We start from the raw sequence: 14,148 nt of genomic DNA on the forward strand, positions 1-14,148 counted from the left end.
TGCTGGTCGAGGACAATTCGTCGGCGCATGAAGTGGCAGCTCGTGCAATGCGCTAGGGCCGGCGACGCGGGCGCACGAGTCGATTGCCGCGTAATCCCAACCTCGTCGTCCCGGCGAACGCCGGGACCCAGCGACTTTTGCCGGTGAGTGCCGCAGACACAGAGCAAATCGAGCAACGTCACTGGGTCCCGGCGTTCGCCGGGACGACGGAGTGGAGGTACGGCGTTGCTCCGGCCACTCGTGCGTTCGGCGGATGACGATTTGGTGGGGTGTGTCGATCGTGCCAGACCGGTCTTGCTGACCGGCCGGCCAGCGCATCCGTCGCGGCAGCCCGATGCGTACGTTCCGAATCGTGGCCGCGTCGCGGCGAAGGATGACCGTCGCATGCGCAATCTCGTCGTGGTGCTCGGCGACCAGCTCGATGGCGACTCGGCCGCGCTGGCCGGCTTCGATCCCGCGCGCGATGCGGTCTGGATGTGCGAGGCGCCGGCAGAGGCCAGGTACGCGTGGAGCCACAAGGCGCGGATCGTGACGTTCCTGTCCGCGATGCGGCATTTCCGCGACGTGCTGCGCGCGCGCGGGTTCGATGTGTTGTACCGCGCCACCGGCGAGCACCCCCACGCCACGCTGGCCGATGCGCTGCAGGCGCAGTTGCAGGCCAGTCGGCCGCAGCGCGTGGTCGCCGTGCAGCCGGGCGAATGGCGGCTGGCGGACGATCTGCGCCGCGTCTGTGAAGCCACCGGCACGCCGCTGGTGCAACGCGAGGACACGCATTTCCTGTGCCGCAGCGACGACTTCGCGCAGTGGATGGCGCGCCGCACGCAGCCGCGCATGGAGCACTTCTACCGCTGGATGCGGCAGCGCAGCGGCATCCTCATGCGCGACGACGCCCCCGAGGGCGGCGCGTGGAACTACGATCACGACAACCGCGACAGCTTCGACGCGCGCGGCCCCGGCCTGCTGCCCGCACCGCGCGCATTCGCGCCCGACGCGATCACCCGCGAGGTCATCGCCCTTGTGCACGCGCGCTATGCCGATCACCCGGGCACGCTCGACGCCTTCGACTGGCCCGTCACGCGGAACGACGCGCTGCTGGCGCTGGACGATTTTGTCGTGCACCGCCTGCCGCTGTTCGGCCGTTACCAGGACGCGATGTGGGACAGCGAACCGTGGCTGTACCACGCGCGCTTATCGGCGGCGATGAACCTCAAGCTGTTGCACCCGCGCGAAGTCGTCGACGCGGCCGTGGCCGCGTATGCCGACGGCGCGGCGCCGCTCGCGGCCGTGGAAGGCTTCGTGCGGCAGATCCTGGGCTGGCGCGAATACGTGCGCGGCCTGTACTGGCACCGCATGCCGCAGTATCTCGACGACAACGCGCTCGATGCGCAGCAGCCGCTGCCCGCGTTCTACTGGACCGGCGACACCACGATGCGCTGTCTCGCGGTGACGATCGCCGACACGCTCCGGCATGGCTACGCGCACCACATCCAGCGCCTGATGGTGACGGGCCTGTTCGCATTGCTGCTCGGGGTGCGGCCGCGCGAGGTGCACGGCTGGTATCTCGCGGTGTATGTCGATGCGGTCGAGTGGGTGGAGCTGCCCAATACCATCGGCATGAGCCAGTTCGCCGACGGCGGCGTGATGGGCAGCAAGCCCTACATCGCGAGCGGCAAGTACATCGAGCGCATGAGCAACTACTGCGACGGCTGCCGCTTCGATCCTGCCGTGGCGACCGGCGCGGACGCGTGTCCGTTCACGACGCTGTACTGGGATTTCCTCGATCGCCACCGGCGTCGTTTCGGCGCACATCCGCGGCTGAAACTGCAGGTCGCGAACCTGTTGCGCAAATCCGGAGACGAACGTGCCGCCATCGCCGAACAGGCACGCCTCATCCGCGCGTCGCTGACGCCGTCGCCGGACCGATGACGCGCCACGCGTCGAGCTTTGCCGCGAACGGCATGCCTGCGTGGGCCGGGCTTGTCGACGGCAGCAAGATGATCTCGATGTCGCGATCGGGCGGCAGCATCGGCGCGATGTGGCGCCGGAACAGCGCCGCCGCGCTGCCGCCGTTGAGCGCGATGCGGCCGATGTGTGGATGCCGCGCGAGGAAGCCGGCGATGTCGTTCGGCACGATGCTGGCCGGATCGATCGACGCGTCGAGACTGCCCGGCCGCACGCACTCGGCGAGCACGTCCCACAGCGCGAAGCCGCGCTCGCGCAGCAGCGCGATGCGTGCGTCGTAATCCAGATCGGGCGGCGCGTCGAGCAGCGTCAGCACGATCGGCCAGAACGCGTTGCGTGCATGGGCGTAGTAGCGCACCGCACGCAGGGAATCGCGTCCCGGCATGCTGCCGAGGATCAGCGTATGCGCATGCCGCGCCGCGATCGGAGGAAAGCTGCGCGCGACATCGCCGCGCGCGGGGTCACGCATCTTTTTCTTCGTGCGGGGCGAGCGCGGCGGCGGCGCCGAGATCGTATTCGGGATCGCGTGGCGGTTCGTCGTCGGACGCCGGCGCCATCTGCGGCCCGCACGAAATCGAGAGGCCACCTTCCTCGGCCGTGCCGGCCACCGCGCGGCTGACCGCGAACAGGGCGCGGCCGATGTCCTGCGCCGCCGGCATCGTGTTCGGCGCCGACGGACGCGACAGCCAGTCGGCATCGTCGAGCAGCACCCGCAGTTCGCCGGTGTCGCCATCGAGCAGCAGCGGATCGCCGTCGCGCAGCTTGGCGATCACGCCGCCGCGCGCGGCTTCGGGCGTGACATGGATCGCGGCCGGTACCTTGCCCGAGGCGCCGGACAGGCGGCCGTCCGTCACCAGCGCCACACGCCGGCCCTGGTTCTGCAGCATGCCCAGCAGCGGCGTCAGCACATGCATTTCCGGCATGCCGTTCGCGCGCGGGCCCTGGTAACGCACCACGGCGACGAAGTCGCGCGGCAGCAGGCCGGCCTTGTGGCGGTCGCGCAGTTGCTGCGGATCGTCGACGACGACGGCCGGCGCCTGCACGCGCCGATGCTCCGGTTTCACCGCCGAGACCTTGATCAGCGCGCGCCCGAGATTGCCGGTGAGCAGGCGCAGGCCACCATGCGCTTCGAAGGCATCGCCGGCCGGGCGCAGCACGGCGCTGTCCGCGCTTTCGATCGGCGCCGGCTGCCACTGCAGCGTGCCGCTGCGCAGCCCCGGCTCTTCGGTGTAGGCGCGCAGGCCGCGCGTGCCGACGATGGTGTCGATGTCCTCGTGCATGAAGCCGGCATCGAGCAGTTCGCGGAACACGAAGCCGATGCCGCCGGCCGCGTGGAAGCGGTTCACGTCGGCCTCGCCGTTGGGGTAGATGCGCGAGAGCAGCGGCACGGTGTGCGAGATGCGGTCGAAATCGTTCCAGTCCACGACGATGCCGGCCGCGCGCGCCACTGCCACCCAGTGGATCGCGTGGTTGGTGGAGCCGCCCGTGGCAAGCAGCGCGACGATGGCGTTGACGATGGCGCGCTCGTCGATCAGACGGCCGATGGGGCGGTAGTCGTCCCCCAGCGCGGTGATCGCGACGGCGCGTTCCGTCGCCGCCACGGTGAGCATGTCGCGCAGTGTGGTGCCGGGGTTGATGAAGGACGTGCCCGGCAATTGCAGGCCCATCGCTTCGAGCAGGATCTGGTTGGAGTTCGCCGTGCCGTAGAAGGTGCACGTGCCCGGGCCGTGGTAGGAGGCCGATTCGGCTTCGAGCAACTCCTCGCGTGTGGCTTCGCCGGCGGCATAGCGCTCGCGTACTTCGGACTTGGTCTTGTTCGGCAGGCCCGGCGTCATCGGCCCGGCCGGGACGAAGATCGTCGGCAGATGCCCGAACGACAGCGCGCCGATCAGCAGCCCCGGCACGATCTTGTCGCACACGCCCAGCATCAGCGCCGCATCGAACATGTCGTGCGAGAGCGCGATGGCGGTGGACTGCGCGATCACGTCGCGCGAAAACAGCGAGAGCTCCATGCCGACGCGCCCCTGCGTCACGCCGTCGCACATCGCCGGCACGCCGCCGGCCACCTGCGCGGTCGCGCCGGCGGCGCGCGCCGCCTCGCGCACCAGTGCCGGGTAGGTTTCGAACGGCTGGTGCGCGGAGAGCATGTCGTTGTACGCGGTGACGATGCCGATGTTGGCCGCGCTGCCGCGCTTGAGCGCGTTCTTGTCGTGCGGACCGCAGGCGGCGAAGCCGTGCGCGAGGTTGCCGCAGCTGAGCACCTGCCGGTTCGGGCCGCGGCGCCGAGAGCTTTCGATCAGCGCCAGATACGCCGCACGCGAGCGACGGCTGCGTTCGACGATGCGGTCGGTGACGGCGGCGATGGCGGGGTGCAGGGGCATGGCGGCGGTTCCGTGGCGGAGGCGGGCGGCGCCGCGGCGCGCCGCGGGCGGAGTGAAGCGATCGATTCTAGGCCGCTTGCCGCGGCGAAGGAACGTGCGTCAGCGCCGAGGGCTCAGGCGCACCACAACACATCGAGCGTGTCGGCGAACGCGGCGCGCACCGGATACTGCGCGACGGGGCCGGGCGCCGCGGCGCGCGCGAGCACCTCGCGCTTGGTGTCGCCGCGCAGCAGCAGCAGGCGCTGGCGCGCGGCGGCAAGACCTGCGGCGGTGAGCGAGATGCGCAGCGGCAGCGTGCCGGCGCCGGGGCAGCCGTGCGCATCGATGGCGGCGTAGGGCAGGGGCGTGGCGAGAGCGTGGTCGACGCCGCGCGCGCCGGGAAACAGCGAGGCGGTGTGGCCGTCGTCGCCCATGCCGAGCACGGCGATCGCGGGGACGAGGCCCTGCTCGCGCCAGCGCGCATTGGCGGCGTCGACGGCCGCGGTCATTGCGTCTGCGGTGTCTTCGGCCGGATCGATCGCCGGCACCAGCGGAAGGAAACGCGCGGCCGCGGCGCGCCCGTGCAGCAAGGTCTCGCGTGCCAGGCGGGCGTTGCTGGCGGCGTCGTCGGCCGGCACCCAGCGATCGTCGACCAGCGACACGTCGACCCGCGACCAGTCCAGTGCCACGTCCGCCAGCGCGCGATGCACCGGCCCGGGCGTGCCGCCACCGGAAAGCAGCAGCAGTGCGCGCGGCTGCGCGTCCAGGTCGCGCGCCAGCGCGCCGGCGATGGTGTCGACTGCGGTCTGGATCCAGTGCGCCGCATCGTCGGCGCTGCGCCAGTCGATGCGGGCGTCGAGATGGGCGTTGTCGGGCACGGTCGGCATCAGGGGGCGATCTCCTCGTCGACGGGCACGGGACGGGCCTGCCGGGGCAACGGCGCGTGCCCGGCGTCGAGCATCGACTGCACCGCCGCGCCGAGCAAGGCCGGGTGGGGATGCACCACCGCGCGCACCGGCACGCGGCGCATCGCGTCGGCGAACCGTCCCTTGTCCTCGAAGCGCGTGCGGAAGCCCGGCGCGCGCAGCCACGGCAGCAGGTGCGGCACGAGGCCGCCGGCAATCCACGCGCCGTGCCAGGCGCCGTAGCCGAGCACGAAATCGCCGGCGGTGGCGCCGAGGATGCCGCAGAACACTTCCAGCGTGCGACGGTGGCGCGGTTCGGTGGCCGCGGCGATCGTGTCGGGCGCGTCGGCGCCGTTCGAGCGGCCCTCGATCTCCACCAGCGCCGCTTCCAGATTCACCAGCCCCTGCCCGCACAGCAGGCGCTCGACCGACACCCGGCCGAAGCGCCGCTGCAGCACCTTGAGCACCTCGATCTCCAGCGCATTGCACGGCGCGACGCCGATATGCCCGCCCTCGGTCTGCAGCGCGAACATGCGGCCCTCGCGCAGCAGCAGCGCGCCGACGCCCAGGCCCGTGCCGGGTCCGAGCACGGCGAAGGTCTGCGACGGCTCGCTGCCGAGCGTCGCCGCGGGCGGCGCGCCGAGTGCGACGCTGTCGTGCGGCGCGAGCAGCGGAAGGCACAGGCTCATCGCGGCGAAATCGTTGATCGCACGGTGGCTTGCGAGTCCGAGCGCGCGGCGCGTCTGCGCGAACGAGATCGTCCAGGGGTGATTGGTCAGACGCGCGTCGTCGCCGTCGAGCCGCCCGGCGACGGCGAACACGGCGTGTTGCGGACGGGCATCGATGTCCAGCTCGCGCAGGTAGGTCGCGGCGGCATCGGCGAGCGTGTCGAATTGCACCACGAGCATCGAACGCACGCTGTCGGCGTCGAGCGGTTGCCGCGCGTTCGGCCACGCGAGTCCGAAGCGGACATTGGTGCCTCCGACCTCGGCCAGCAACGTGGGTGCCGAGGCGGTCATCGCGCGTTGCGCCGCGGGTCGACGCGATCGCGGCCCGCGCAAGCGGCGTCGCGGAGTCCAGCCCGATGCAAGACCATGCCCAACTCCCCGATCGTCGGCTTCCGTCGCCGCAGTGTTGCACGTGCCGGCGAAAGAACCCGTTATGCGAGGCCGTCGCGCGCCCCCGCGCGTCTGCGTCACGCGTCCAGCACGCCACCGTTGCTGGCGATGATGCGCGAATACAGTTTCGCGCTGGCCTTGGGCGTGCGTTCGAGCGTTTCGAAATTCACGTGCACCATGCCGAAGCGCTTGGAGAAACCGAGCGACCACTCCAGGTTGTCCAGCAGCGACCAGCCGTAATAGCCGCGCACGTCCACACCCTGGCCGATGGCGGCACGCACGGCGTTGAGATGCTTCTTCAGGTAGTCCACGCGCAGCGGATCGTCGATCACGCCGTCGTGCGCCTTGGGCGGATCGTAGAACGCCGAGCCGTTTTCGGTGATGTAGATCGGCAGGTCGCCGTAGTGCTGCTTCATCCACACCAGCGTGTCGGTGAGCCCCTGCGGGAACACCTCCCAGCCGGTTTCGGTGTAGGTCGCCTGGGTCTGCTTCACCGGCGAGCCCCACAGCGGCCACGCCTGCGGATCGTGCTTCACCACGTTGCGGGTGTAGTAGTTGAGGCCGAGGAAATCGATCGGCTGCCGGATGAGGTCGTAGTCTTCCTGCGGCCAGTCCGGCCACGCATCGCCGAAGATCTCCTGCATCTCGGGCGGGTAGCGGCCGTGGATCGCCGGCTCGAGGTACTGGCGGTTCATGTAGGCCTCGGCGCGTTTGGTGGCGGCGAGATCCTCGGGCGATTGCGAGGCCGGATACTTCGGTTCGATGTTCACCACCAGGCCGATGCGATGCTTGCCTTCGGCGCGGTAGGCCTGCACCGCGCGGCCGTGCGAGCGCATCAGATGGTGCGAGGCGATCGGCGCCTCGTAGAAATTGCGGTGCCCCGGCGCGAGCGCACCGTGCAGGTAGCCGCCGTCGGTCACGACCCACGGTTCGTTGAGCGTGGCCCACATCTTCACGCGGCCGTCGAGCTTGCGGTACATCACGCTGGCGTAATCGGCGAACCAGTCGGCGATGTCCGGATTGAGCCAGCCGCCGCGGTCGTCGAGCGCGGCGGGCAGATCCCAGTGGAACAGCGTGGCGTTCGGTTCGATGCCGTTGCCGAGCAGTTCGTCGACCAGGCGCGAGTAGAAATCCAGGCCCTTCTCGTTGACCCGCCCGCGCCCCTCGGGCAGCACGCGGCTCCACGAGATGCTGAAGCGGTAGCTCTGCAGCCCGAGCGCGCGCATCAGCGCCACGTCGTCCTTGTAGCGGCGGTAGTGGTCGCAGGCCACATCGCCGGTGTCGCCGCCCACCATCATCTTCGGGGTGTGCGCGAAGCGCTGCCAGATGCTCGGACCGGCGCCGTCGGCCAGTGGCGAGCCTTCGATCTGGTACGCGGACGTGGCGGCTCCCCAGAGGAAATCGGACGGAAACGGCGGCAGTGGCTTCATCGATCGGGTCTTGTGGCAGGGGGTTGGAAACGTTTACATGGCAGAATACCGTGCCCGCCGGCGGTTTGCAGCAGGTATCGATGCTGCATCGCGGCAGGTGCGGCGCGTCCGTGCCGCGATACTTCGACCGGCGGCGAAAAGCCCACCCACATTCCGCAGGACACGCGATGGCGAGTGTTCGATTCGACAAGGTGCACAAGCGCTACGACAACGGCCACGTGGCCGTGCACGCGGCCGACTTCGAGGTGGCCGACGGCGAACTGCTGGTGCTGGTGGGGCCGTCGGGGTGCGGCAAGTCGACCCTGCTGCGGATGATCGCCGGGCTCGAATCGATCACCTCCGGCACGCTCTCGATCGACGGCCGCGTGGTCAACGACGTGGCGCCCAAGCACCGCGACATCGCGATGGTGTTCCAGAACTACGCGCTGTATCCGCACATGACGGTGGCCGAGAACCTCGCGTTCGGGCTGAAACTGCGCAACATGCCGAAGGCGCAGATCCAGGCGCGCATCGCGCAGGCCTCGCAGATGCTCGGGCTCGACGCGATGCTGCAGCGCCAGCCGAAGGAACTGTCCGGCGGCCAGCGCCAGCGCGTGGCGCTGGGCCGCGCACTGGTGCGCGAGCCGAAGGTGTTCCTGCTCGACGAGCCGCTCTCCAACCTCGACGCCAAGCTGCGCCTGACCATGCGCACCGAGATCGCGCGCCTGCATCGCACGCTCGGCACCACCATGATTTACGTGACGCACGACCAGATCGAGGCGATGACGCTCGGGCAGCGCATCGTGGTGCTGCGCGATGGACAGATCCAGCAGATCGACACGCCGATGGCGCTGTACGAACGTCCCGCCAACGTCTTCGTGGCTGGCTTCCTCGGCAGCCCCGCGATGAACTTCCTGCGCGGACGCGTCGGTGCGGACGGCGTGTTCGACAGCGATGCCGGCACGATCGCGCTCGGGGACGTTGCTCGCCTGCCGGCGGGCGTGGCACCGGGGCGCGAACTCGTGCTCGGTCTGCGCCCCGAACATCTGCAGCTCGAATCCGGCGCCGATACGCGCGCCAGGATCGATGCGGTGCTCGAAACCGTCGAGCCGCTCGGCAACGAGATGTTCCTCAACCTGCGCCTGGGCGGCAACGAACTCGTCGCCCGCGTGCCGCCGGCCACGCTGCCCGAGCCGGGCGCCGCGCTGCGCCTGTTCTTCGACCCCGCGCGCCTGCACGCGTTCGACGCCGCCACCGAAACGAGGATTGCCTGATGCGCCGGATGCTGCTTGTGCTTGTCGCGCTGCTGGCGCACGTGCCGTTCTTGCAGCCGGCCGCCGCACAGGCGCCGGCGGACCCGTGGGCGGCCGACATCGCCGCGTTCGAGGCGCAGGACGCGGCCAAGCCGCCGTCGCGCGGCGGCGTGGTGTTCGTCGGCAGTTCGTCGATCCGGTTCTGGACCACGCTGGCGCAGGATTTCCCCGGCATCGACGTGGTCAACCGCGGCTTCGGCGGCTCGGAAATCCGCGACGCCACGCGCCACGCCAGCCGCCTCGTCGCCCCGCACGCCCCGCGCCTCGTGCTGCTCTACGCCGGCGACAACGACCTGATGAACGGCCGCACCCCGCGCCAGGTAGAGAAGGACTTCGTCGCCTTCGTCAAACGCGTGCGACAGCTGACACCCGACGCGCGCATCGCCTTCATCGCGATCAAGCCGAGCCCGGCACGCGCGCAACTGCTCGACGCCATGCGCAACACCAACCGCCGCATCGAACGCGCCGCCGCCACGCTCAAGGGCGTGGACTTCATCGACGTGTTCACCCCGATGCTGGACGCCGACGGCGAGCCGCGCGCCGATCTCTTCGTCGAGGACAGATTGCATCTCAATGCCGAGGGTTACCGACTGTGGACGCGGCTGATCGCGCCGTATCTGCGCTGATCTGCGCGTCACTGCCGTGCGCGGTGCCACGCTCTTGATGCCCAACCGTTGCCGGGCAAACTACTGCTCGAAACCGTCGCCGAAGAGTGCGCCGTCGCTGAGCCGCGTGACCAAGATGTCGATGCCGTTGAGATCGCTGACATCGCGCCAGCCTGCCAGGATCGTCTTCCCGTTCTGCCACAGCATCGAAGTCGCAACCTGCGGCAGCCCGTCGGCGAGGGCAGCGTACCCCTGCTGACCCGGGAGATCGGGGCCGTAGTCCGGGTCCGGTGATCCGCCGACGCCAAGACGCATCGTGAATGCGCGTTGATACCCGTCCTGCACCGCATACCCGCCCAGGAGGATCTTTCCGTCTGCAAGCGTTTCGACGGCAGTGGCATAGATTGCGCATTTGCCAACGTAGAGCATGCACGGGTCGTAGTTCATCGGGGAGCCTTCGTTGAACGTGGGCAGGAGTTGACCCTGTCTCGTCACGACGGCGACGGTCGGACGCGTCGCATCGGGATCGTTCGCGCTGACACCGGCCACGACGAGATGGCCCTCGGCGTCGAGCGTCAGGGCGGTCGACACGCTGTGGCTGGATGTCGAGGTGAAGATAAGCGGGGTGCCGTTGTTGAACTCGTCATCGACTTCGCCCGAATCCGGATCGACGATCGCGGCGAAGAAGTCGAAACTTCCGTTCAGGAAGATGATGCCAGCGAGTGCCAGCCTGCCGTCGTCGGTCATGAGTGTGTCGGACACGAAATTGTACTTGTCCCCGAACAGCTCGATGCTCGATGTTTGCCCAAAAGGAACGACGTCACCGCCGGATGTCAGACGGGCGAGGTGAATGGCGAGGCTGCTGTGGTTGAGTGCGACCCGGATCCGGTCACCGTCCGGGACGATCGTCACGTCGTGCATCGGGGCATCGGTCGGTTCGCCAGGAATCTGGGAATCCGAAATCGCCATATCGTCCAGCACCTGGCAGCCGGGGGTGGCGAGCGAGCCGAATCGTCCGATGTCGAGTTCGCCGGTGGCGTCGAACCTGCATACGACCGGCCAGCGAAATTTCATGTCGTATCCGGCCACGACGAGTTCTCCGCCGGCATCCACGTAAGCGTCTGTCGGATACAGCACGCCGCCGCCTTCGAAAAGGTTTCCCAGACAACGGTGGCCATCGTCCCCGTAGCTCGTGTCGATCTCCCCATCGGGCAGCAGGCGCGCCAGGGCAAGGCAGGGATTTTCCCCGCTGAGCGATTGCCCGATGGTGTAGAGACGTCGTTGCTGATCGGAAACGAGCAGAGATGCCGTGTCGACGTCGCCGGTGCCGGGAGCCACCGTCAAGGTGGTTGCGCCATCGTTGCCGAACGACGGGTCAGGCTGCCAAGTTGGCGGCGCGGCGCTGACGGTCGAGACGGAAGTTGCAAACAATAATGCGGTGACAGGTGCGCGCATTGCGGGTCCCTCAAGTGGCCGAAGTTCCGGCTTCGGCTTTGGTGTCATGTACGCAGTCGGCAGGCTTCAGGGCGCAATGGATGGATGACTGCCACCGCTCGTGCCGTCGGGGCGGTCTGCCATCCGAACTGCGTGCGCCAGACTTGGGGAACAACAGGCGTCGTCAGTCGCGGTTCCGTTCCGCCAGGACAGCTCGTTGCCGGCGGCGCTGCCCGCAGTAAGGGTCTGGATCAGGGTTCGGCACCGCACCCGTCGCGTCGTCGTGGGGCGTTCGCCGGCACGACGATCCGGGTGGCACGCAGAGATCGGGTTGTCCCGCATGGGCACGTCTGACGTGGGCAACAGGCAGGCGCCGTCGCGCCGAAGAACGTCGCGTGGTCAATTGCGACCGCGATCCACTCCGCCTGCCGCGCGGCACGCGCGTGCCAGAAACGCGTCGCGGGATTGCGAAATGCCTGATCCGTCGCGTTGCCGCGGCAGTTCACTTGCCGCAGCGGGCGCTCGGCTATTCTCTGTCGCCGGATTCCCTGCTCCGTGCCGCATGCCGCCGTTGTCCGCGTCCGCTTCCGCCATGTTGCCGACCACCGCGCGCCGGGCACTGCGCGCGGCGACGCGCGACGCACATGCGCGCGCCGAGGCCGCGCCGGCGATGGCCGCACTGCTGACAGGCACGCTCGATGCGCACCGGTATCGCAGGCTGCTGGCGTCGCTGCATCGCCACTTCGTGCGCTGGGAGCGCGAGCGCGGCGCCTTCCTGCGCGGCGCCGGGACAGCCGCAGGCTGGTGTTATGCCTCGCGCGCAGCGTTGCTGGCCGACGATCTGCAGATCCCGGCGCCGGCGCGGTCCGCGCTTCCCGATCCATGGCCGCGAGCCGAGCCCGCGCACGCGTGGGGCGAGCTTTACGTGATCGAAGGCTCCACCCTCGGCGCACGTCTCCTTGCACGGCGCCTGCGCGACATCCTGCCGGAGGCACCGCGCGCATACTTCTCGTTCGGCAGCGACGATCCTGCGCACTGGCCGCGCTTCGAACGCACGCTCGAACGCGCGCTCGCCGATCCTGCCACGCACGCTGCGGCCATCGACGGCGCATCGCGCGCCTTTGCCGACATCACCCGCGCGCTGGAGCGCACCGACGCATGACCGATCCCGTCGCCACCCCGATGTCGCTCGACGAGTGCGCGCGCGAGCCGATCCACATTCCCGGCTCGATCCAGCCGCACGGCATCCTGCTGGTGGTGGATGCGGCCACGCAGACCATCGTGCAGGCGAGCGACAACGCGGCCGCGCTGCTCGGCATCGCGCAGGCGCAGCTCGCGGACCTGCCCTGGCGCGACGCGGTGGCCATCGCGCGCGATCCGTCCGCGGCGGCGGCGGAGCGGCCGTTGCACCTGGCCTGGGCGAGCGCGAGCTTTCCCGCCAACCCGGACGCCGCGCCGCACGTCGGCTGCTGGCATCTGTACGACACGCGCTGGCTGCTGGAGATCGAACCCGACGCCGCCGACGATGCACCGTCGCGCGACGACGCGTACCCGATCGTGCGGCGCGTCGAGGACGACGGCACCGTGCAGCACGCGGCCGAACGCGTCGCGGCCGCGTTCAAGTCGCTGCTCGGCTACGACCGCGTGATGGTCTACCGCTTCGATCGCGACTGGCACGGTGAGGTCATCGCCGAAGTCCGCGAGCCGCAGCTGGAGCCCTATCTGGGCCTGCACTACCCGGCCACGGACATCCCGGCGCAGGCGCGTGCGCTCTACCTGCGCAACCGCGTGCGCGCGATCGCCGACATCGGCTACCGTGCCGCCGCCCTGGTGCCGGTGCTCGATCCGCACACCGGCCAGCCCACCGACCTGAGCGACGTGTCGCTGCGCAGCGTCTCGCCGGTGCACATCGAATACCTGTCCAACATGGGCGTGACGGCAACGCTCGTCACCTCGATCGTGGTGCAGCAGAAGCTGTGGGGTCTGGTCTCGTGCCACCACTACGCGCAGCGTGCGTGCGACCGTCGCATGCGCGCCGTGGCCGACGATCTGACGCGTGCGCTGGCCGCGCGCATCGGCGCGCTGGAGCAGCTCGATGCGGTCTGGGCGGAAAGCCGGCTGCTGACCACGCGCGAGAAACTCATCGCGCGCTTCAACCAGGCCGAGACGATCGACACCGCGCTGCTGCGCAATTACGCGCACGAACTGCTGGAGGTGGTGGAGGCCGACGGCGTGGCCCTGCTCGACGGCGACGTGCATGCGCGCTACGGCACGCTGCCCGACGACGGCGACCTGCTCGCGATCCGTCGCCGCATCGTCGAGAGCGGCGGCACCGGCATGCAGCGCGACCTCGCCGGCGTGCTCTACACCGATACGCTCGGCGGCGTCTTCCCCGACCTCGCGCACCTCGCCGCGCGCGCCGCGGGCGTGCTCTACATCCCGCTCGACGCGAACGCGCGCAGTGCCATCCTGTGGACGCGCGTGGAGCAGGTGCAGACGGTGAAATGGGGCGGCAATCCGCATCTGGCCAAGCTGCAGGCCTATCCCGGCGCGCGCCTGTCGCCGCGGCAGAGCTTCAGTCTCTGGCAGGAGACGGTGAAGGGCCGGGCCCGGGCCTGGGACCCGATCCACGTGGAATCGGCGCGCTCGCTGCGGGTGCTGGTCGAGCTCATGGACCGCAAGCATTTCCAGCTCGAGTCGGGCGTGCTCGCCGCCACCCTCGACCGCCTCGACGCACCGCTGTTCCTGTTGCAGGCCCAGCCCGGCGGCGGTGCGGTGCAGGTCACCTACATCAACGACGCCTTCATCGAGCAGACCGGGTTCCACACCCCGAGCGACGTGACGCGCGCGTGGAACCTCGACAGCACCGCGGTGCAGATGCGGCTGGCGCTGGCACAGCCGTTCCAGCTTGCCGCCAACCGCGACGTGGGCCGCCAGCGCCAGCGCCTGGACCTGAAACTGCAGCCCATCGCGGCCGGCGACGGCGGGCGGCGCTGGATGGCGTTGCTGGAACCGTCGCTGCTGGGCGCGGAGCCGGGCTGA

Annotated in this window: 11 protein-coding genes; 5 read left to right on the forward strand and 6 right to left on the reverse strand. The window is 69.6% G+C overall.

The genetic code is table 11. The features are described 5' to 3' along the window. Positions 1-384: 384 nt before the first annotated feature. Entirely contained in the window at positions 385-1,926 is a 1,542-nt protein-coding gene (locus tag HNQ52_RS15465; protein ID WP_183962089.1) for a cryptochrome/photolyase family protein, read from the forward strand. Here the strand turns inward: HNQ52_RS15465 and HNQ52_RS15470 are convergent. The 5 genes from HNQ52_RS15470 to HNQ52_RS15490 form a co-directional block, all read right to left on the reverse strand. Beyond that, a complete protein-coding gene (locus tag HNQ52_RS15470) occupies positions 1,889-2,431 on the reverse strand; it encodes a DNA-deoxyinosine glycosylase (protein WP_183962090.1) in 543 nt (180 codons plus the stop codon). The two genes, HNQ52_RS15465 and HNQ52_RS15470, sit on opposite strands and share 38 nt — an antisense overlap. Beyond that, entirely contained in the window at positions 2,424-4,343 is a 1,920-nt protein-coding gene (gene edd, locus HNQ52_RS15475) for a phosphogluconate dehydratase (RefSeq protein ID WP_183962091.1), read from the reverse strand. The genes HNQ52_RS15470 and edd overlap by 8 nt, the downstream gene beginning before the upstream one ends. 113 nt (positions 4,344-4,456) lie before the next feature. Further along, positions 4,457-5,209: a 6-phosphogluconolactonase gene (gene pgl / locus HNQ52_RS15480; protein WP_183962092.1), complete on the reverse strand. Its 753-nt coding sequence runs from the start codon at positions 5,207-5,209 to the stop codon at positions 4,457-4,459. After that, positions 5,209-6,246 (reverse strand): glucokinase, encoded by a 1,038-nt coding sequence (gene glk / locus HNQ52_RS15485; protein WP_183962093.1) that lies wholly within the window; start codon positions 6,244-6,246, stop codon positions 5,209-5,211. The genes pgl and glk overlap by 1 nt, the downstream gene beginning before the upstream one ends. Positions 6,247-6,422: 176 nt before the next feature. Further along, positions 6,423-7,775, reverse strand: coding sequence for a GH1 family beta-glucosidase (locus HNQ52_RS15490; RefSeq protein WP_183962094.1), 1,353 nt, complete (start codon positions 7,773-7,775; stop codon positions 6,423-6,425). 167 nt (positions 7,776-7,942) lie between these two features. Here HNQ52_RS15490 and HNQ52_RS15495 point away from each other — a divergent pair, with 167 nt between their 5' ends. Both HNQ52_RS15495 and HNQ52_RS15500 read left to right on the forward strand, forming a co-directional pair. Continuing rightward, the gene (locus HNQ52_RS15495) at positions 7,943-9,028 is read left to right on the forward strand and encodes an ABC transporter ATP-binding protein (RefSeq protein ID WP_183962095.1); all 1,086 of its coding nucleotides are present in this window, start codon (positions 7,943-7,945) and stop codon (positions 9,026-9,028) included. Beyond that, positions 9,028-9,693: an SGNH/GDSL hydrolase family protein gene (locus tag HNQ52_RS15500; RefSeq protein WP_183962096.1), complete on the forward strand. Its 666-nt coding sequence runs from the start codon at positions 9,028-9,030 to the stop codon at positions 9,691-9,693. The genes HNQ52_RS15495 and HNQ52_RS15500 overlap by 1 nt, the downstream gene beginning before the upstream one ends. A 60-nt stretch (positions 9,694-9,753) precedes the next feature. Here the strand turns inward: HNQ52_RS15500 and HNQ52_RS15505 are convergent, their stop codons facing one another. Beyond that, positions 9,754-11,127, reverse strand: coding sequence for an NHL repeat-containing protein (locus tag HNQ52_RS15505; protein WP_183962097.1), 1,374 nt, complete (start codon positions 11,125-11,127; stop codon positions 9,754-9,756). A gap of 571 nt (positions 11,128-11,698) precedes the next feature. On the opposite strand from HNQ52_RS15505, the gene HNQ52_RS15510 reads away from it, so the two are divergent. Continuing rightward, a complete protein-coding gene (locus HNQ52_RS15510; protein ID WP_183962098.1) occupies positions 11,699-12,268 on the forward strand; it encodes a biliverdin-producing heme oxygenase in 570 nt (189 codons plus the stop codon). Further along, positions 12,265-14,148 (forward strand): GAF domain-containing protein, encoded by a 1,884-nt coding sequence (locus HNQ52_RS15515; protein WP_183962099.1) that lies wholly within the window; start codon positions 12,265-12,267, stop codon positions 14,146-14,148. The genes HNQ52_RS15510 and HNQ52_RS15515 overlap by 4 nt, the downstream gene beginning before the upstream one ends.

The sequence above is a fragment of the Chiayiivirga flava genome, assembly GCF_014202825.1.
Classification (GTDB): domain Bacteria; phylum Pseudomonadota; class Gammaproteobacteria; order Xanthomonadales; family Xanthomonadaceae; genus Chiayiivirga; species Chiayiivirga flava.

What these genes read in the sequence shown, in the direction of transcription:
- HNQ52_RS15510 (WP_183962098.1), top strand. Translation starts at nt 11,699, where the DNA reads ATGTTGCCGACCACCGCGCGCCGGGCACTGCGCGCGGCGACGCGCGAC.
- glk (WP_183962093.1), bottom strand. Translation starts at nt 6,246, where the DNA reads ATGACCGCCTCGGCACCCACGTTGCTGGCCGAGGTCGGAGGCACCAAT.
- edd (WP_183962091.1), bottom strand. Translation starts at nt 4,343, where the DNA reads ATGCCCCTGCACCCCGCCATCGCCGCCGTCACCGACCGCATCGTCGAA.
- HNQ52_RS15505 (WP_183962097.1), bottom strand. Translation starts at nt 11,127, where the DNA reads ATGCGCGCACCTGTCACCGCATTATTGTTTGCAACTTCCGTCTCGACC.
- HNQ52_RS15495 (WP_183962095.1), top strand. Translation starts at nt 7,943, where the DNA reads ATGGCGAGTGTTCGATTCGACAAGGTGCACAAGCGCTACGACAACGGC.
- HNQ52_RS15515 (WP_183962099.1), top strand. Translation starts at nt 12,265, where the DNA reads ATGACCGATCCCGTCGCCACCCCGATGTCGCTCGACGAGTGCGCGCGC.
- HNQ52_RS15470 (WP_183962090.1), bottom strand. Translation starts at nt 2,431, where the DNA reads ATGCGTGACCCCGCGCGCGGCGATGTCGCGCGCAGCTTTCCTCCGATC.
- pgl (WP_183962092.1), bottom strand. Translation starts at nt 5,209, where the DNA reads ATGCCGACCGTGCCCGACAACGCCCATCTCGACGCCCGCATCGACTGG.
- HNQ52_RS15490 (WP_183962094.1), bottom strand. Translation starts at nt 7,775, where the DNA reads ATGAAGCCACTGCCGCCGTTTCCGTCCGATTTCCTCTGGGGAGCCGCC.
- HNQ52_RS15500 (WP_183962096.1), top strand. Translation starts at nt 9,028, where the DNA reads ATGCGCCGGATGCTGCTTGTGCTTGTCGCGCTGCTGGCGCACGTGCCG.
- HNQ52_RS15465 (WP_183962089.1), top strand. Translation starts at nt 385, where the DNA reads ATGCGCAATCTCGTCGTGGTGCTCGGCGACCAGCTCGATGGCGACTCG.